At 56.2% G+C, this 18108-nt stretch carries 15 protein-coding genes and 3 tRNA genes; 9 read left to right on the top strand and 9 right to left on the bottom strand.

The features are described 5' to 3' along the window. Nucleotides 1-197 precede the first annotated feature (197 nt). A complete protein-coding gene (gene gap, locus ACR3E2_RS04185; RefSeq protein WP_480481113.1) occupies nt 198-1202 on the top strand; it encodes a type I glyceraldehyde-3-phosphate dehydrogenase in 1005 nt (334 codons plus the stop codon). Here gap and coaD read toward each other — a convergent pair. The 3 genes from coaD to ACR3E2_RS04170 form a co-directional block, all read right to left on the bottom strand. Further along, on the bottom strand, nt 1194-1685 hold the full coding sequence (coaD, locus tag ACR3E2_RS04180; RefSeq protein WP_209596116.1) for a pantetheine-phosphate adenylyltransferase: 492 nt from the start codon (nt 1683-1685) through the stop codon (nt 1194-1196). The genes gap and coaD overlap by 9 nt on opposite strands. An 85-nt stretch (nt 1686-1770) precedes the next feature. After that, nucleotides 1771-2208, bottom strand: a complete 438-nt coding sequence (locus ACR3E2_RS04175; protein ID WP_267363439.1) for a CBS domain-containing protein — start codon at nt 2206-2208, stop codon at nt 1771-1773. Nucleotides 2209-2268: 60 nt separating this feature from the next. Beyond that, the gene (locus ACR3E2_RS04170; protein WP_480481676.1) at nt 2269-3150 is read right to left on the bottom strand and encodes a LysR family transcriptional regulator; all 882 of its coding nucleotides are present in this window, start codon (nt 3148-3150) and stop codon (nt 2269-2271) included. A 125-nt stretch (nt 3151-3275) separates the two neighbouring features. On the opposite strand from ACR3E2_RS04170, the gene ACR3E2_RS04165 reads away from it, so the two are divergent. Then, nucleotides 3276-4775 carry a CoA-acylating methylmalonate-semialdehyde dehydrogenase gene (locus ACR3E2_RS04165; RefSeq protein WP_480481114.1) on the top strand — a complete coding sequence of 500 codons (1500 nt, stop codon included), beginning with the start codon at nt 3276-3278 and terminating at the stop codon, nt 4773-4775. Between the two features lie 239 nt (nt 4776-5014). Next, the gene (locus ACR3E2_RS04160; RefSeq protein WP_480481678.1) at nt 5015-5560 is read left to right on the top strand and encodes a L,D-transpeptidase; all 546 of its coding nucleotides are present in this window, start codon (nt 5015-5017) and stop codon (nt 5558-5560) included. 68 nt (nt 5561-5628) lie between these two features. Here the strand turns inward: ACR3E2_RS04160 and ACR3E2_RS04155 are convergent, their stop codons facing one another. Further along, entirely contained in the window at nt 5629-6105 is a 477-nt protein-coding gene (locus ACR3E2_RS04155) for a fasciclin domain-containing protein (RefSeq protein ID WP_209504046.1), read from the bottom strand. Between the two features lie 71 nt (nt 6106-6176). After that, a complete protein-coding gene (locus ACR3E2_RS04150; RefSeq protein WP_480481115.1) occupies nt 6177-7028 on the bottom strand; it encodes a class I SAM-dependent methyltransferase in 852 nt (283 codons plus the stop codon). 137 nt (nt 7029-7165) lie between these two features. Here ACR3E2_RS04150 and ACR3E2_RS04145 point away from each other — a divergent pair, with 137 nt between their 5' ends. The 5 genes from ACR3E2_RS04145 (at nt 7166) to ACR3E2_RS04125 (ending at nt 11890) form a co-directional block, all read left to right on the top strand. Then, the gene (locus ACR3E2_RS04145) at nt 7166-8281 is read left to right on the top strand and encodes a carboxylate-amine ligase (protein WP_480481116.1); all 1116 of its coding nucleotides are present in this window, start codon (nt 7166-7168) and stop codon (nt 8279-8281) included. 110 nt (nt 8282-8391) lie between these two features. Beyond that, nucleotides 8392-9534, top strand: coding sequence for an acyl-CoA dehydrogenase family protein (locus ACR3E2_RS04140; RefSeq protein ID WP_209596109.1), 1143 nt, complete (start codon nt 8392-8394; stop codon nt 9532-9534). Between the two features lie 7 nt (nt 9535-9541). After that, nucleotides 9542-10582: a 3-hydroxyisobutyryl-CoA hydrolase gene (locus tag ACR3E2_RS04135; protein WP_480481117.1), complete on the top strand. Its 1041-nt coding sequence runs from the start codon at nt 9542-9544 to the stop codon at nt 10580-10582. 3 nt (nt 10583-10585) lie between these two features. Beyond that, on the top strand, nt 10586-11458 hold the full coding sequence (gene mmsB / locus ACR3E2_RS04130) for a 3-hydroxyisobutyrate dehydrogenase (RefSeq protein WP_480481118.1): 873 nt from the start codon (nt 10586-10588) through the stop codon (nt 11456-11458). 108 nt (nt 11459-11566) lie between these two features. After that, the gene (locus ACR3E2_RS04125; protein ID WP_480481119.1) at nt 11567-11890 is read left to right on the top strand and encodes a hypothetical protein; all 324 of its coding nucleotides are present in this window, start codon (nt 11567-11569) and stop codon (nt 11888-11890) included. A 16-nt stretch (nt 11891-11906) separates the two neighbouring features. Here the strand turns inward: ACR3E2_RS04125 and uvrA are convergent, their stop codons facing one another. From uvrA to ACR3E2_RS04110, 3 genes are all read right to left on the bottom strand, one after another. Next, nucleotides 11907-14765, bottom strand: coding sequence for an excinuclease ABC subunit UvrA (gene uvrA, locus ACR3E2_RS04120; RefSeq protein ID WP_480481120.1), 2859 nt, complete (start codon nt 14763-14765; stop codon nt 11907-11909). A 177-nt stretch (nt 14766-14942) separates the two neighbouring features. Next, a tRNA-Asp gene (locus tag ACR3E2_RS04115) sits at nt 14943-15019 on the bottom strand. A 45-nt stretch (nt 15020-15064) separates the two neighbouring features. Next, nucleotides 15065-15141, bottom strand: a tRNA-Asp gene (locus ACR3E2_RS04110). Nucleotides 15142-15322: 181 nt separating this feature from the next. Between ACR3E2_RS04110 and ACR3E2_RS04105 the strand changes: the two genes are divergently transcribed. Next, nucleotides 15323-15397: transfer RNA gene (locus ACR3E2_RS04105), tRNA-Val, on the top strand. Between the two features lie 138 nt (nt 15398-15535). Here ACR3E2_RS04105 and lon read toward each other — a convergent pair. Further along, nucleotides 15536-17944, bottom strand: coding sequence for an endopeptidase La (gene lon / locus ACR3E2_RS04100; RefSeq protein WP_480481121.1), 2409 nt, complete (start codon nt 17942-17944; stop codon nt 15536-15538). Nucleotides 17945-18108: the final 164 nt, after the last annotated feature.

The following is an 18108-nucleotide window of genomic DNA, read 5'->3' as shown; positions in this document are numbered from 1 at the left end:
GCGTCCTGTTGCTTGGGGGCATAATGCTGGACGTAGCCTTGTATGGAACCGAGCACATGTTGTTCCTCGGTAAGAAGCTGTACGACTTTCTGGACTGGCTCGCTTTTTGGCGATGAGAGAGGTTTTTCTTGACATTTCGCTTGATCTGTAATTGTTAGCGCTAACTCATAAAGCTGAGATATTGTACGGAGCGAACCATGACCCTGAAACTAGCGATCAACGGATTTGGACGGATCGGGCGCGGGGTTCTGCGCGCGGTGATGGAAAGCGGGCGTACAGACGTTGAGATCGTTGCGATCAACGACTTGGGCAAGCCCGACATGAACGCGCATCTGTTCGAATTTGACAGCGTTCATGGCCGTTATCCCACCCCTGTCACGCTTACAGACGCCGGTCTGGATGTGGGGCGCGGCCCGATCCGCCTGAGCAGTGAGCGTAATCCCGAAGACCTGCCCTGGTCTGACATCGACGTTGTTCTGGAATGCACCGGTGTTTTCCGCACGCGCGAAGCGGCTGAACGTCACTTCAAAAACGGTTCACGGAAAGTTCTGATCTCAGCCCCTGCACGGGGTGACGGCGTTGTGAAAACCATCGTCTTTGGCGTCAACGACAGCGAGTTGACGGCCGAAGATCTGGTCGTTTCGAACGCATCCTGCACCACGAATTGTCTTTCTCCCGTTGCCGCTGCTCTGGACGCAGGTCTTGGTATCAAACATGGCAACATGACCACCGTTCACGCTTACACCGCCAGCCAGCCTGTGCATGACACGGTTGGAAAAGACCCCTACCTGTCGCGCGCCGCAGCCCTGTCGATGATCCCTACCACAACCGGTGCAGCCGCCGCTGTGGGGCTGGTACTGCCGCAACTCAAGGGCAAATTGACGGGTCAGGCCATCCGGGTACCAACCCCGAATGTTTCAGTCGTTGATCTGGTTGCCGAGGTTTCGCGCCCAACGACCGAAGATGAGGTCAATCAACTGTTCATTGATGCCGCAGCAAAGATTCCCGGTGTTCTGGCGGCGGAAAGCCGTCCTCTGGTCTCGGTCGATTTCAACCACGACTCGCACAGCTCGACGGTGTCACTGGCAGAAACCAAAGTCACCGACGGTACGCTGGTTCGCGTGTTGGCCTGGTATGACAACGAATGGGGCTTTTCGAACCGGATGCTGGATACGGCCGCCGCGATGGGCGCCCTAGCCTAACCGCTCACGCAGTGCCGCATTGACACGGGGCGTGACGAATTTCGACACGTCTCCGTTCAAACGGGCAATTTCTTTCACCAGTTTTGAAGCAATCGCCTGATGGCGTGCCTCGGCCATCAAAAAAACAGTCTCGATCGAGTCGTCCAGTGCGCGGTTCATACCAACCATCTGGAATTCATACTCGAAATCCGCGACAGCGCGCAAACCGCGGACGATGATCTGCGCACCGACATCCCTTGCGCAATCGATCAATAGATTTTCGAAGGGATGAGCGATAATTTCAGTGCCGGTTTGTTCGGTCAGTTCGGCGCATTCGGCCTCGATCATCGCGACGCGCTCTTCCAGCGAGAACAACGGGCCTTTGTCCCGGTTGATGGCGACGCCAATGACAAGTTTATCCACCAATGCAGCCGCCCGGCGAATGATATCGATGTGCCCTATGGTGATAGGGTCAAAGGTTCCCGGATACAAACCAACCCGCATCACGCCCTCCTGCGCAATAAAATTTCTGCGCAAGCAAACACAACTTTGCTGCAGGTGCAAGTGATTGCTTTGGCACCCCTTGCTGTTAGTGCCCCATTATCATGCCTTCCAGGGCATCTTTTTCCATCGCCAGTTCGGCCAGCTGGGCCTTTACCACGTCACCAAGTGTGACGATGCCGATCAGTTTACCGTCTTCGACAACCGGCATATGGCGAAAGCGCCCTTCTGTCATGCGGGCCATGATATCCTGAACCGAGGCCTGACGCGTCGTCGTGATCAGGTCCTGCGTCATGTAGGATTTTACAGGCTGGTCGAGACAGCCACTACCGCTGGCGGCAAGCTCGCGGACGATGTCGCGTTCAGACAGAATTCCAATCGCGGTTTCTCCGCCATCGTCAGAAACAACAACCGTCCCGATCCGCTTTTCCGCAAGAATCTTCGAGGCTTCTGAAACCGTCGCCATTGGCGCCACCGTTACAACGCCGTCTGTCGCTTTGGACGTCAGGATAGCCTGTACCAACATGAAGAATTCCTCCGGAATAATAACACTTATTCCAAAGCGTTGCGCGATTGTGGCGACCTGTCAAGCACCGGCATCTGCTTCCAATCGAAGCACTTCCTCGCGAATACCGCGCGTCAGGGCATCGGCAAAGCGGTTCAACCGTTCGTTGCGCTGATCTCCTTCATGCCGGACCAGATAGAAACTGCGCGTCAGACTCACTTGATCCGTCAGGATTTTCCGAAGCCCCTGATGGAAAGGCAACGTAAAGTCATGTGCCACGCAAACGCCAGTTCCCAAACTGACCTGCCGCAATTGCACCGAGACCGAGTTCGATGCAAGCGCGACACGGTCAACCCCAATATCGTTCAGGTAATCCAGTTCCCGGTCAAAGATCATGTCGGGAATGTAACCGATCAATCGGTGCCCCTTGAGGTCAGCGACCGAGTGGATTGGATCGTGACGTTTCAGATATTCATCGGTCGCGACCATGTGCAATTTGTAATCACTGACTTTTTTGACCAAAAGCTGCCCTGCGGTTGGCGCGCTGACAGTCACGGCCATATCGGCCTCGCGACGGGACAGGTTGATCACCCTCGGCAGAGCCAGAATCTGAATATCCAGTTCCGGGTTTGAATCACTGATCCTGGCGCAGACCTGGGGCAACAGGTAATTTGCGCTGCCATCTGGCGCGCCGATCCGGATTTGCCCGCTGAGTGATTTCGTGGATCCCGCCACGGCTCCGGCCGCTGCGCGCATCGCCTCTTCTGCATGCAACCCATGCTCCAACAGGCGCTGCCCTGCCGGTGTCAGGACATAGCCCTGCTGCGACTTGGTGAACAACGCAGAATCCAGCGTCGTTTCCAATCGCGCAACACGTCGCCCCACGGTGGCGGGATCGATTTTCAGGATACGACCAGCGGAGGAAAGACTTTCCTCGCGCGCCACGGCCAGAAAGATCCGCATATCGTCCCAGTTTGGAGTCACACCGTTTCCTTTTGCATTTTTGCAAAACTCTTTTGAGACATTGCCTCTGTTCGCGGGATTTCTGCAAGCCTATTGTGCGCACAAATCTATCGGAGGAGTTATTGATGCAAGATCTGACCCATTTCCTGAACGGCGAAATGGTCGCCGGTACATCCGGTCGTTTCGACAACGTCTACAACCCGGCAACGGGCGAGGTTCAATACAAGTGCCCGATGGCAAGTGCTGCGGAAACCACGGCGGCGATTGAGGCCGCAGCCGCTGCCCAGCCGGAATGGGGCGCAACCAACCCTCAGAAACGTGCACGTGTCATGATGGCAATGGTCGGCCTGATGAACCGCGACATGGACAAACTGGCCGAGGCACTAAGCCGCGAGCACGGCAAGACCATTCCCGATGCCAAGGGCGACTTGCAGCGTGGTCTGGAGGTGATCGAATACTGCATCGGTGCACCGCAGATGCTGAAAGGCGAGTTTACCGACAGTGCAGGCCCCGGCATCGACATGTATTCCATGCGCCAGCCGCTGGGTGTCGTGGGTTCGATCATGCCCTTTAACTTCCCTGCGATGATGCCCCTGTGGCATGTCGGTCCTGCACTGGCCTGCGGTAACGCCGTTGTTCTGAAACCGTCCGAGCGCGACCCCTCGGTTCCGCTGATGCTGGCCGAACTGTTTATCGAAGCCGGTCTGCCCAAGGGTGTGTTCCAGGTCGTGAATGGTGACAAAGAGGCCGTTGATACGATCCTCGACAGCGAGATCATTCAGGGTGTCAGCTTTGTAGGGTCTACCCCGATCGCTCAGTATATCTACAGCCGTGCCACCGCAAACGGCAAACGCGCCCAGTGTTTTGGTGGTGCCAAGAACCACATGATCGTCATGCCCGACGCCGATCTGGATCAGGCCGCCGACGCGCTGGTCGGTGCCGGGTTTGGCGCAGCAGGCGAACGCTGCATGGCAATCTCTGTTGCGGTTCCGGTTGGTGAAGAAACCGCGGACAAGCTGATCGAAAAGCTGATCCCGCGCGTCGAAAAGCTGAAAGTGGGCCCCTACACCGCTGGTGACGATGTCGACATGGGCCCTGTAGTAACCGCCGCCGCGAAAGAGCGTATCCTTGGTCTGATCAATTCGGGTGTCGAGCAAGGCGCAAAGCTGGTCGTCGATAACCGTGATTTCAGCCTGCAAGGTTATGAGGACGGCTTCTTTGTCGGCCCGCACCTGTTTGACCACGTCACTCCGGACATGGACATCTACAAACAGGAGATCTTTGGCCCGGTTCTGTCGACTGTCCGTGCAGGTTCCTACGAAGAGGCGATCGGTCTGGCGATGGACCACGAATACGGAAACGGAACAGCGATCTTTACCCGCGACGGTGACACAGCGCGCGACTTTGCCAGCCGGATCAATATCGGCATGGTGGGCATCAACGTTCCGATCCCCGTTCCGCTGGCCTACCACACCTTTGGAGGTTGGAAAAAATCCATGTTTGGTGATCTGAACCAGCATGGCCCGGACAGCTTCAAGTTCTACACCCGCACCAAAACAGTGACCGCACGTTGGCCGTCGGGCATCAAGGAAGGTGGCGAGTTCAACTTCAAAGCCATGGACTGATTTCAGCCTGCACGACTATGAAACCCGGCCCCATTCAGGGCCGGGTTTTCGCATTTTTCCGCCGACCGGCTTTCAAATTCCCCGCGCTCACAAGAAATTCAGGTGCGTCACTCTGGAAAATTGCGACCAATGGAAATATCTTGCCGCCAAATACACAGCGAGCAGTGAAATTACCGGAGGCAACCTTGTCCCAATCCCGAATAACCCGTCGTTCCGCCCTGCTGGGCGTTGCATCCCTGATGGCGACCCCCGCCCTTGTTCGGGCCCAAAGCACTGATGCTTTCCCGCAAACCGAAGACGCGATCAGCACACAGTTGCCGGTACGGCGCAATGTATCGTCCTTCGCGCAACAAAACTGGCAGGACCATTTTGATGAGCTGGGCGTAGGTTGCCTGTTGGCCGACATTACCAGCCGCGCGGTTCACTATTGGGCGCCGGATGGCACTTATAAGCTGTACCCCAGCTCTGTGCCCATGAGCGAAGAGCTTACAAAACGCGGCTACACAAAAGTTGTGCGCAAGACCGAGTTCCCAAGCTGGACACCGACCGCCTCGATGCGCGAGCGTGACCCCAGCCTGCCCATTCGGATCGATGGCGGTGATCCCGGAAACCCACTGGGCACCCGCGCGATGTATTTGGACTGGCCCGCTTACCTGGTTCATGGCACGCATGATACCCGCAAGATCGGCCGGCAGAGCTCGTCTGGCTGTATCGGCCTGTACAACCAACATGTCGAGGAACTGTATCCGCTGGTCCAGATTGGCACACAGGTTCGTTTGGTCTGATCTACCAGCTCAGAAAAGCAAAAGCCCCGGTCATACGCCGGGGCTTTTGACTCTTCAGGAACAGAGCATCATTCCGGCAGGATAACAGTGTCGACCACGTGGATCACACCATTGCTTGCTTCAATATCTGCCTGTATGACCTTGGCGTCATTCACTTTGACGCCGTTTTTGGCATTCACGCTCAGCCGATCACCCTGAACAGTCAGAACCTTCGCGCGCTTGCCAGCGATGTCGCCAGACATCACCTTGGCTGGTACAACATGGTACGTCAGGATCGACACGAGCTGATCTTTGTTCTCCGGCAACAACAACGTTTCCACCGTGCCTTCGGGCAATGCAGCAAACGCCTCGTCTGTTGGGGCAAAGACGGTGAATGGACCTTTTCCTTTCAGGGTATCTACCAAACCTGCAGCTTGAACTGCGGCAACCAACGTGTTGAATGATCCGGCCGCTACAGCGGTATCAACGATATCTGCTGCCTGCGCCTTGAGCGGCATGGCAAATGCAAATGCGGCGGCTGCGCCCATAAAAGTACGACGTAACATGGCTGTCTTCTCCTCTCCAGCTTGTTATGGAAAGAGGTACGGGGCTTTCGTCACGCCGGATCAGTCTGAGATCACTTTTCTTTTAGCTGCACCCAGATGCTTTGCGCGCGCCCTTCAGCCAAAAAGGGCAAATTGGCGACAGCATCGGGCCGATCCTGTTGCAGGTAATATCCCGGCCAAAGCATTGAATACGCGCCAGATTGCAGCAAAGCGTGCAACATGTACTGCTCACCCCAGCCCGGGCAGTCATAGAAGAACCGCTTGGGGTATTCGTAGGGCAGAAAAACATCGTGCACATGGATCACTACTCCGGGCTTCAGTGTCGGAATGATGCGGCAGAACAAGTGCGCGACGTCGTTGCTCATCCGCACAACATGGCTGGAGTCGATAAACAGGACGTCGCCGGCTTCCAGCTCTGAAAACAGTACCGGGTCGGCCTCTTCCAGCCGTTTTTGTTCGAACCGATTAACAACATGGGCAATGTCAGCGCGGGGATACGGATCGATTGCCGTAATCGTGGTGTCAAACCCGCCATCGATGGCCGCCTGCCGGGTTACTCGGGTCGAATTACCACATCCAACCTCGATCACCCGCCGGGGCTGAAACCGTCGGATCATCAGATACAGGGCATCCGCATCCGGGCTGTCGTAATAGCCGTTTCCAGCACGATAGCCGGTCTGATTGCGCTCAGGATCCTTCAGCGCCTCTAGCGCATTCTTGTGTGCAGCGTATTCACTGACCAGCTGAGAGATATCAAACCCGTCCATTCCCGGCGACAGGGCATAGACGGGGCGCGTCAGACCTCCGGCAGCCTCAAAGGCTTCCAGCCGCGCGCGCTCATCCTGTTCGGTGATCTTGTCGACCAGTCTTACCCCCAGTTCATCCAGGGCGGCGTTGATCTGTGGGAATTTTCTGGGTTTCAAGTCGCTGGCTCCGTAGTCTTTGCTGCGCTATTCCATACCTTTGCTGGTCGTTCCTCTGCAAGGACAAGCCGGGCAAACCCTTGGCAAAAAGAAAATTTCCGTATTCACTAATCAAAATAACTACCGCGAGGGCCGCCATGCAGCAGGAATTCACGATCGGGATCGAAGAAGAATACCTTCTTGTAGACCGCGACAGCCTCCAATTGTCCGAAGCTCCCGAAGCGCTGATGGAAGCCTGTCAGAATGATTTCGAAGGACAGGTCAGCCCCGAATTCCTGCAATGTCAGATAGAAGTCGGCACCCGCCCGCATGCAACCGTTGCTTCGGCGCGCGAGGACCTGAAACGCCTGCGCTCCTGTGTATCGGAACGGGCTGCGGAATATAACCTGTCACCAATAGCCGTGTCGTGCCACCCTTTTGCGAACTGGAAGGATCAGCATCACACCCGAAAGGAACGCTATGATGCGCTGCAACACGCGCTTGGGGGCGTGGCCCGCCGGATGTTGATCTGCGGCATGCATGTTCATGTCGGGATCGAAGACCGAGCCTTGCGTTCTGATCTGATGCCGCAATTGTCTTACTTCCTGCCGCATCTTCTGGCGTTGTCAACGTCCTCGCCTTTCTGGAACGGCGAGGATACGGGCCTGTCGTCGTACCGTCTGACCGTCTTTGACAATCTGCCACGTACCGGTCTGCCACCGGTCTTTGCAAGCTGGGGCGAATATGAGCGCACCACGGGTATTTTGATTGAACTTGGGGTCATCGAAGATACCACTAAGATCTGGTGGGACCTGCGCCCCTCGCATCGCTTTCCAACGCTTGAAACGCGGATTATGGATGTCCAGCCAAGGTTGGAACACACGCTTTCACTGGCCGCCCTTGTTCAGGCGTTGACCAGAATGTTGTGCCGCTTGAAAGATCGCAACTTGCGCTGGCGGCAATATGATCGCTTTCTGATAGGTGAAAACCGCTGGCGCGCGCAGCGATATGGTGTGGGCGAAGGATTGATCGATTTCGGCGATCGCTCGATCAAACCCATGTCCGACCTGATCGGTGATCTGATGGGATTGCTGGCCGAAGACGCCGAGGCACTGGGCACAATGTCGGAACTGGCCCGCCTGCGGCAGATCGCCGAAAACGGCACCTCGGCCACACGCCAGCGCCGCGTTCATGCCGAGGCTTCCGCGCGCGGGGAAGATCCTGGCAAGGCCGTCGTGCGCCACCTGATCGAAGAGTTCCACGCGGATCTTTAGACACTGGCGACAACAGTCCCCTGCCCAGAGCCATTGTTGAGCCTGCAAAATTTCTGTAAGAATTCAGAAATAAACAACTGTTCAATTCATTGCCGATGGGAGGGAGCGCCATGGATTTCGCACTCAGCGAGGAACAAACAGCCATTTTCGACATGGCACATGCCTTTGGTCAGGAACATATCGCCCCTTTTGCCCGGCAATGGGAGGCTGATGGAACGATCCCCAAAACCTTATGGCCCCAAATCGGAGAGCTTGGCTTCGGCGCCCTTTACGTGTCCGAGGCCAGCGGTGGGTCAAACCTGACCCGTCTGGATGCAACTCTGGTTTTTGAGGCCCTATCGATGGCCTGCCCGTCGGTCGCGGCGTTCCTGTCGATCCATAATATGTGCGCCAAGATGCTCGACAACTTTGCAGACGATGACCTCAAGGCGCGCATCATGCCCGATGTTCTGAGCTTGAAAACTGTGTTGAGTTATTGCCTGACCGAGCCCGGTTCTGGATCGGATGCGGCAGCGCTGAAAACACGCGCCGAACGGACCAACGAAGGCTATACGCTGAACGGAACAAAGGCCTTCATTTCAGGCGGCGGATATTCCGACGCTTACGTCTGTATGGTGCGTACCGGCCAGGACGGGCCCAAAGGAATTTCGACCGTTTACGTTGAAGACGGCACGCCCGGCCTCAGCTTTGGCGCGCTCGAGCAGAAGATGGGCTGGAAAAGCCAACCCACCGCGCAAGTTCAGTTCGACGATTGCAAGATACCGGCCGGAAACCTTGTGGGCACGGAAGGTGACGGATTCAAATATGCGATGATGGGGTTGGATGGCGGACGGCTTAACATTTCTGCCTGCTCGCTTGGGGCCGCTCAGGCCGGGCTGGATATGACGCTGCAATACATGTCCGAACGCAAGGCTTTTGGCCAGTCCATCGACCAGTTTCAGGCCCTTCAATTCCGTCTAGCGGATATGGAGATCGAATTGCAGGCCGCGCGTACGTTCCTTCGGCAGGCAGCCTGGAAGCTGGATCAGGGCGCGCCGGATGCCACGAAGTTCTGCGCCATGGCCAAGAAGTTCGTTACCGAGACTGGATCGAAAGTTGTGGACCAGTGCCTGCAATTGCATGGCGGTTATGGCTATCTTGCGGATTACGGCATCGAAAAGCTTGTGCGTGATCTTCGTGTGCACCAGATATTGGAAGGCACGAACGAGATCATGCGTGTGATTGTATCACGCCAATTGCTTGCCAATCGCTGAGGCACCCATGTCAGATATCGATATCCGCACCACAGGCCGTGCCGGGCGTATCACCCTGACCCGTCCTCATGCGCTGAACGCGATGACATATGACATGTGCATGGCTATCGACACAGCGCTGCGCAACTGGCGCGAGGACGATGAGATTGACCTGATCATCCTGGACGCCGAAGGGGAAAAGGCCTTCTGCGCGGGCGGTGATATTGCTGAACTTTATGAAACTGGAACCAAGGGCGATTTTTCTTACGGTCAGATATTCTGGCGTGACGAATACCGTCTGAATGCCCTGATCTTCGAATATCCAAAACCGGTCATCAGCTTTCTTCAGGGATTCGCGATGGGCGGCGGTGTTGGCATCGGATGCCATGGCAGCCATCGAGTTGTGGGAGAAAGCGCAAAGATTGCCATGCCAGAATGCTCCATCGGACTGGTGCCGGATGTCGGCGGCTCGTTGATGCTGGCCCTTGCACCTGGACGCGCGGGTGAGTTTCTGGGAACAACGGGCTATCGGATGGGGCCTGCGGATGCGATCTATGCAGGGTTTGCCGACCTTTTCATCCCGCAATCACAATGGTCCGATCTGATCGAGTTGCTCGAAGCCTCTGGAAACGCTGAACTGTTGGCTGACCACGCCGATACACCGACTGATGGTGAATTGGCGAACTTGCAGGCGCAAATCGATCAGCATTTTTCCGGTGAAACCCTTGGCGACGTTCTGAACAGTCTGCGCAGCGACGACAGTGAGTTTTCAGCGAAATCTCTGGGCATGCTGAGGAAAAACGCACCGCTTTCCGTGGCTTGCACAATCGAGGTTCTTCATCGCCTGCGCTCCCCTTCTCTGACCATACGCCGAGCTCTGGAGATGGAGTATCGTTTCACCCACCGCGCGATGGAGCATGGCGATTTTCTGGAAGGCATCCGCGCACAGATCATCGACAAGGATCGCAATCCGAACTGGCAGTTTCCTGACATGAACGTCCCTCTGGTGGCCGTGTCGAAAATGCTGCAGCCACTGGGTGCGGACGCCCTGACTTTCGAAGAGGATTAAGAGATGCAAATCGGTTTCATCGGACTGGGAAACATGGGCGCGCCAATGGCGGCCAATCTTGTAAAAGCCGGTCATCAGGTTATTGGCTTTGACACAGCAGGCGTGACGGTTGAAGGGGTAACTCAGGCCGCAACCGCTTCGGAAGCTGTTGCAACGGCCGATGCTGTCATCACGATGCTGCCAAACGGTGCGATTCTGAGGGCTGTTGCCGATCAGATCATTCCCGCAATGGCACAAGGTACCGTGCTGATCGATTGCTCGACAGTTGATGTGGAAAGCGCGCGGGCGGTTGCCGATCAGGCCATCAACGCCGGACTGTTGTCCGTAGACGCGCCGGTTTCAGGCGGCATCGGTGGTGCTGCGGCTGGCACGCTGACCTTCATGGCTGGCGGATCAGAAGCCGCGTTTGCCAAGGCATCCCCTCTGTTCGACATCATGGGGCAGAAAGCTGTTCACTGTGGTGAGGCCGGTTCCGGTCAGGCTGCCAAGATCTGCAATAACATGATCCTTGGTGTCACCATGATTGCAACCTGTGAAGCCTTCGCATTGGCCGACAAGCTGGGTCTGGACCGGCAAAAGATGTTTGACGTGGTAAGTACGTCGTCCGGATACAGCTGGACGATGAACGCCTATTGCCCTGCCCCCGGTGTCGGCCCGCAAAGCCCTGCGGACAATGGGTACGCCCCCGGTTTCGCGGCCGAACTGATGCTGAAGGACCTGCGCCTCAGCCAGCAGGCGGCAGAGAGTGCAGATGCAGATACGCCAATGGGTCAGGTTGCCACCGCGCTTTATGAGCAATTTGTCGAGAACGAAGATGGCAAGGGACGCGATTTCAGTGCCATGCTGCCACGGTTCGAAAAGCGCAGACGTGACTAAGACAACTGGCGGCATCTTGCCCAACGATTTGACAGATGTTGGGCAAGCGACCATCTAGGCAGTCATGAACAAAAGGCCCCGGCTGGCCAAATCGCAAAGGAAGGCGACATGACGAGATTTTTGGTGACGACGGCAACTCTGGCGGCTTTGGCCCTTTCCCCGATTGCCGCGGGTGCAAAGAACAAGGCCGGGCATTGCCCTCCGGGTCTGGCCAAGAAATCCGTTCCCTGTGTGCCGCCGGGTCAGGCAAAGAAAATCTATCGCGATGGTGACTTCATTACCAACGATTACCGCTGGATCAATGACCCCTATCGCTATGGGTTGAACCGAAACTACTCATATGTCCGTGCAGGTGACTACGTGTACCGGGTCGACCCCGAGACACGCAAAGTATTGAACCTGATTGGTGCGATCGCAGATATCCTGAACTGAGGCCGCGTCTGGGCACTTATTCTGCCGCGACGCGCGCCCCTTTCAGCATCGGCTTCAGGTATCGCCCGGTGTGGCTGCGTTCAACATCGGCTATGTCTTCCGGTGTTCCGGTGGCGACGATTTCGCCACCGCCATCACCACCTTCAGGCCCAATGTCGATGATATGATCCGCGGTTTTAACCACGTCCAGATTATGTTCAATCACCACGACCGTATTGCCCTGATCGACAAGTTCGTGCAGCACTTCCAACAGCTTGCGCACATCTTCGAAATGCAGACCTGTTGTCGGTTCGTCGAGAATATAGAGCGTTCGTCCGGTTGAACGCTTCGACAGCTCTTTGGACAGCTTTACCCGCTGCGCCTCGCCACCTGACAACGTCGTGGCTTGTTGACCCACCTTGATATAGCCAAGACCCACACGCGCAAGGGCGTCCATCTTGTCCCGGATTGAGGGCACGGCCTTGAAGAACTCCTGCGCATCTTCCACTGTCATATCAAGCACATCCGCGATGGATTTGCCCTTGAACTTGATCTCAAGCGTCTCGCGGTTATACCGCGCCCCCTTGCAAGTTTCGCAAGTCACGTAGACGTCAGGCAGAAAGTGCATCTCGATCTTGATGACACCGTCACCCTGACATGCCTCACACCGCCCGCCTTTGACGTTAAAGCTGAAGCGACCGGGTTTGTACCCGCGTGCCTTAGCCTCAGGCAGGCCGGCAAACCAATCTCGGATCGGGGTGAAGGCCCCGGTGTAAGTCGCCGGGTTTGAACGCGGCGTTCGCCCAATGGGGCGCTGGTCGATGTCGATGACCTTATCGAGGTGTTCCAGCCCCTTGATGGTTTCACAGGGTGCTGGTGTCTGACGCGCCCCGTTCAGCCGCATTGACGCGGTTTTGAACAATGTCTCGATCGTGAGGGTGGATTTACCCCCGCCCGACACACCGGTGACACAAACGAATTTGCCCAAGGGGAAGTCGGCTGTGACATTCTTCAAGTTGTTGCCCGTGGCTTTGACCACCGTGACTTTCTGCTTTTTGCCTTTACGGCGCTGCACCGGAACCGCGATTTCACGCGTTCCCGCAAGGTACTGCCCGGTAATAGAGGCCGCATCTGCCGCGATTTCCGCAGGCGTTCCGTGACTGACCACCTGCCCGCCATGTACGCCTGCCCCCGGACCGATGTCGAAAACATAGTCAGCTTCACGGATGGCTTCCTCGTCATGTTCTACAACGATCACCGTATTGCCCTGATCCCTCAGGTTCTTGAGCGTATCCAGAAGCCTGTCATTGTCACGCTGATGCAGTCCGATCGAGGGCTCATCCAGCACATAGAGAACCCCGGTCAGCCCCGAGCCGATCTGACTGGCCAGACGAATACGCTGGCTTTCGCCACCCGACAGTGTTCCGCTTGAACGGGACAGCGTAAGGTATTCCAAACCAACGTTATTCAGGAAACCAAGTCGCTCGCGAATTTCCTTGAGGATGGCGCGGGCAATTTCGTTTTTCTGGGCGCTCAGGTGGTTGGGCGCATCTTCGATCCACGCCAGAGCCTCACGGATCGACATCTGCACCACCTGCCCCACATGCAGCCCGGCGATCTTTACCGCCAGCGCTTCGGCCCGCAGCCTGTAGCCTTCGCAGGCGCCGCAGGGGCGATTGTTTTGATATCGTTCAAATTCCTCACGAATCCACGCGCTGTCAGTTTCGCGGTACCGCCGTTCCATATTCGGGATCACGCCTTCAAAACTGCGGGTCACTTGATAGACGCGCCCGCCTTCGTCGTACCGGAACAGAATTTCATCATCCCCGGACCCTCGCAGAAAGACCTCCTGCACATTTTTAGGCAGGTCTTTCCAGGGCGTGTTCTTGTCAAATTCGTAATGGCGCGCGATGGCCTCGATGGTTTGCAGGAAATATGGTGATTTGCCCTTGCGCCACGGGGCCAAAGCACCATCGTAGAGTTTCAGCGTCTGGTCCGGCACCACCAAGCGTTCATCGAAAAACAACTCGACCCCAAGACCGTCACAATCCGGGCAGGCACCGAATGGCGCGTTGAACGAAAACAGGCGTGGTTCGATTTCGGGAATGGTGAAACCGCTGACCGGGCAGGCAAAATTCTCGCTGAATGTGATGCGTTCCGGATCACCTTCACGCGGGGCAGTTTCCAAAATGGCAATCCCGTCCGCCAAGTCCAGAGCGGTGCGCAGGCTGTCGGCCAGGCGCGTTTCCATTCCTTCCCGTACAACCAGTCTATCAACAACCACATCGATATCGTGACGGAATTTCTTATCCAATACAGGCGGTTGATCCAGTTCGTAGAACTCTCCGTCCACCTTGACGCGTTGGAAACCCTGTTTGCGCAGCTCCAGGAATTCTTTTTTGTACTCACCCTTCCGGTCGCGCACGATGGGGGCCAGAAGATAGCCGCGTGTGCCGTCTTCCATTGCCATGATCCGGTCGACCATGTCCTGCACTTGCTGCGCCTCAATCGGTTGCCCGGTGGCTGGGCTGTAGGGCGTTCCGGCGCGGGCAAACAGCAGACGCAGATAGTCATAGATTTCGGTTACCGTGCCCACAGTTGAACGCGGGTTCTTGGACGTCGTCTTTTGTTCAATCGAAATTGCCGGAGACAGGCCGCTGATATGATCGACATCCGGCTTTTCCATCATATCCAGGAATTGCCGGGCATAGGCCGAAAGGCTTTCGACATACCGGCGCTGGCCTTCTGCATAGATGGTGTCAAACGCCAATGAGGACTTCCCCGAACCCGACAGTCCGGTGATGACCACCAACTGGTCCCGAGGGATATCAACGTCTATACCTTTGAGGTTATGTTCGCGCGCGCCGCGCACCTCGATATTCTTCAGCTCAGCCATATGCGGCCCCCAACAAACAAGTGGTTAAGAGATAGGCGAGCCAGACCAAGACTCCAACAGAAAAGTTAGAACATTTAGTGAACAGTCGAAATTTCGCCGATTAGAACCTTCAATGATCAATGGATTGGGAAAAGGTGCCCGTAAAGGCGCAACCGTTGATCTGTTTGAGGAGGAAAATGGCGCGGTTGACGGGGCTCGAACCCGCGACCCCCGGCGTGACAGGCCGGTACTCTAACCAACTGAGCTACAACCGCGCATCTATTTTCGTGGCCTTTTGCCTGGACCAAGGTTGGCAGCGGTGGCGCGGTTGACGGGGCTCGAACCCGCGACCCCCGGCGTGACAGGCCGGTACTCTAACCAACTGAGCTACAACCGCCCGCTGCATGTTCATTGCTGAACGTTTGGGTGTATTATGGCTACGCTCGGGCAGCGTCAAGCGGCGTTTTCAAGTTTTTTGCCAGATTCCAGAATTTTGTATACGGCGCGATTTTTTGCGGATGCCACGGGTTCTATTTCCCTTGCAGCCAACCTTCGGGAAAGATATCACCCGGTCCCATGGGTGATTAGCTCAGTGGTAGAGCGCTTCGTTCACATCGAAGATGTCAGCGGTTCAAATCCGTTATCACCCACCATTTTCCAGATCACACCGATGCCCAAAATGAAACGCTGGTTTCATGCAGCGTCTTGGCGCTGCATGGTGCGGTCTTCACTACATCCCTCAACAAAAAAGGCGAAGCTATTGCTTCGCCTTTTTTTGATTTACCAAAGACTTAATGCGCGGTCGCGGAAGGTCCGGTATTACCGGGCGACGCGGCCGCCGCTGCTGCGGCCTCTTCCGCGGCTTCGTCCCATTCGATCGGTTCCGGTTTACGCACCAAAGCATGTTCCAGAACTTCCGAGACATGTTTGACCGGGATGATCTTCAGCCCTTCTTTGACGTTGTCCGGGATATCCGCGAGATCCTTTTCATTCTCTTCCGGGATCAAAACGGTCTTTATCCCACCACGCAGCGCGGCCAGCAGTTTTTCTTTCAATCCACCAATCGGCATCGCATTCCCGCGCAGTGAGACTTCGCCGGTCATAGCAATGTCTTTCCGAACCGGAATACCGGTCAGAACCGAGACAATCGAAGTGACCATGGCCAGACCAGCCGATGGGCCATCCTTGGGTGTCGCGCCATCCGGCACGTGAACGTGAATGTCGATCTTGTCAAACTGCGGCGGTTTCACACCGATCTGAGGTGAAATCGACCGCACATAAGACGAGGCCGCGTCGATGGATTCCTTCATCACGTCGCCCAGCTTGCCGGTGGTCTTCATCCGCCCTTTGCCGGGCAGTTTCAGCGCCTCGATATGCAGCAGATCACCCCCTACCGAGGTCCAAGCCAGACCGGTAACAACACCAACCTGATCGTCCTGTTCAGCAAGACCATAGCGGAACTTCGGCACGCCCAGGAATTCATCAAGATTGTCCGGCGTCACCGTGACGGATTCAGCCTCTTTCTTGATGATCTTGGTCAGCGATTTCCGCGCCACCTTGGCGATTTCACGTTCCAGGTTCCGCACCCCGGCTTCACGGGTGTAGATGCGAATGATCTTTTGGAGCGCCTCGTCAGTCAGATCAAACTCCTTGGTTTTCAGACCATGGTTCTTGACCTGTTTGCCGATCAGGTGCTGTTTGGCGATCTCGCTCTTTTCCTCTTCTGTGTAGCCGGCCAGCGGGATGATCTCCATCCGGTCCAGCAGAGGCCCGGGCATGTTGTAGCTGTTCGACGTGGTCAGGAACATCACGTTCGACAGGTCATATTCCACTTCAAGATAGTGGTCCATGAACGTGCTGTTCTGTTCCGGGTCCAACACTTCCAGCATTGCCGAAGCCGGGTCGCCACGGAAGTCCTGCCCCATCTTGTCGATTTCATCGAGCAGGATAAGCGGGTTCGTGGTCTTCGCCTTTTTCAGCGCCTGGATGATCTTGCCGGGCATCGAACCGATATAGGTGCGACGGTGACCGCGGATTTCGGATTCATCGCGCACACCGCCCAGCGAGATGCGAATGAACTCGCGCCCCGTGGCTTTAGCAACGGATTTACCAAGCGAGGTCTTACCCACACCCGGAGGGCCAACGAGGCACAGGATCGGACCTTTCAGCTTCTTCGAACGCTGCTGCACCGCGAGGTATTCAACGATCCGCTCTTTGACCTTCTCGAGACCATAGTGATCAGCATCCAGAATGTCCTGCGCCCGGCCCAGATCCTTTTTGACGCGGGATTTCGTGCCCCAAGGCAGCGACAGTATCCAGTCCAGATAATTGCGCACAACGGTCGCTTCGGCAGACATCGGCGACATGTTCTTGAGCTTCTTCAGCTCGCCTTCCGCCTTTTCCAGCGCCTCTTTCGACAGCTTGGTCTCGGCGATCTTGGCTTCCAGTTCGGCAACTTCATTGCTGCCGTCTTCGCCATCGCCAAGTTCCTTCTGAATGGCCTTCATCTGCTCGTTCAGATAATACTCGCGCTGCGTCTTCTCCATCTGGGATTTGACGCGGGTCTTGATCTTCTTCTCGACCTGCAGAACAGACATCTCGCCCTGCATCAGGCCATAGACCTTCTCAAGCCGCTCGCTGACGCTGAGGGTTTCCAGAAGCTCCTGCTTTTGTTCGACTTCGATGCCCAGATGCCCCGACACAAGGTCGGCCAGCTTCGCAGGCTCGGTTGTATCGCCTACTGCGGTCAGTGCCTCTTCGGGGATGTTCTTGCGCACTTTGGCGTAACGCTCGAACTCGTCCGCGACAGTGCGCAACAGTGCTTCGGTCGTGGTGACATCGCCGGGAATTTCTGTCAGGTATTCCGCACGGGCTTCGAAAAACTCTTCGTTCTCCAGAAACTCGGTGATCTGAACGCGCGCCTGCCCTTCGACCAGCACTTTTACCGTGCCATCGGGCAGCTTCAGCAGTTGCAGCACATTTGCCAGAACGCCGGTGCGGTAGATGCCTTCTTCATCCGGATCGTCAACGCCGGGATCGATCTGGCTGGACAACAGAATTTGCTTGTCATCCTGCATCACCTCTTCCAGCGCGCGGACCGATTTGTCACGGCCCACGAAAAGCGGCACGATCATATGTGGGAACACCACAATATCGCGCAGCGGCAGGACGGGGTAGGAGGAATTCAGAGGCTCTTGCATGCTCTATCCTTATCATTGGCAAGACGGCACTTGTCCCTCATCGAGGCAACATTTGACCGTCTCCTGTCTTGGACGATAAAGGTGGGGCCTCATCGCCCGTTTTCAACCTTACCGCCATGTATCACCAATCAGAATGAACCGAGGTTTGGCGGACTGCAAGGCGT

It is taken from the genome of Ruegeria sp. AL7 (genome assembly GCF_056536105.1).
The sequence above is the reverse complement of the archived record's forward strand: the minus strand, read 5'-3'. Positions and strand labels throughout refer to the sequence as shown.

Coding starts and splice junctions, on each gene's coding strand:
- gap (WP_480481113.1), top strand. CDS start 198: ATGACCCTGAAACTAGCGATCAACGGATTTGGACGGATCGGGCGCGGG.
- ACR3E2_RS04170 (WP_480481676.1), bottom strand. CDS start 3,150: ATGCGGATCTTTCTGGCCGTGGCGCGCGAGGAAAGTCTTTCCTCCGCT.
- ACR3E2_RS04145 (WP_480481116.1), top strand. CDS start 7,166: ATGCAGCAGGAATTCACGATCGGGATCGAAGAAGAATACCTTCTTGTA.
- ACR3E2_RS04125 (WP_480481119.1), top strand. CDS start 11,567: ATGACGAGATTTTTGGTGACGACGGCAACTCTGGCGGCTTTGGCCCTT.
- ACR3E2_RS04135 (WP_480481117.1), top strand. CDS start 9,542: ATGTCAGATATCGATATCCGCACCACAGGCCGTGCCGGGCGTATCACC.
- mmsB (WP_480481118.1), top strand. CDS start 10,586: ATGCAAATCGGTTTCATCGGACTGGGAAACATGGGCGCGCCAATGGCG.
- lon (WP_480481121.1), bottom strand. CDS start 17,944: ATGCAAGAGCCTCTGAATTCCTCCTACCCCGTCCTGCCGCTGCGCGAT.
- coaD (WP_209596116.1), bottom strand. CDS start 1,685: ATGCGGGTTGGTTTGTATCCGGGAACCTTTGACCCTATCACCATAGGG.
- ACR3E2_RS04140 (WP_209596109.1), top strand. CDS start 8,392: ATGGATTTCGCACTCAGCGAGGAACAAACAGCCATTTTCGACATGGCA.
- ACR3E2_RS04165 (WP_480481114.1), top strand. CDS start 3,276: ATGCAAGATCTGACCCATTTCCTGAACGGCGAAATGGTCGCCGGTACA.
- ACR3E2_RS04175 (WP_267363439.1), bottom strand. CDS start 2,208: ATGTTGGTACAGGCTATCCTGACGTCCAAAGCGACAGACGGCGTTGTA.
- ACR3E2_RS04155 (WP_209504046.1), bottom strand. CDS start 6,105: ATGTTACGTCGTACTTTTATGGGCGCAGCCGCCGCATTTGCATTTGCC.
- uvrA (WP_480481120.1), bottom strand. CDS start 14,765: ATGGCTGAGCTGAAGAATATCGAGGTGCGCGGCGCGCGCGAACATAAC.
- ACR3E2_RS04160 (WP_480481678.1), top strand. CDS start 5,015: ATGGCGACCCCCGCCCTTGTTCGGGCCCAAAGCACTGATGCTTTCCCG.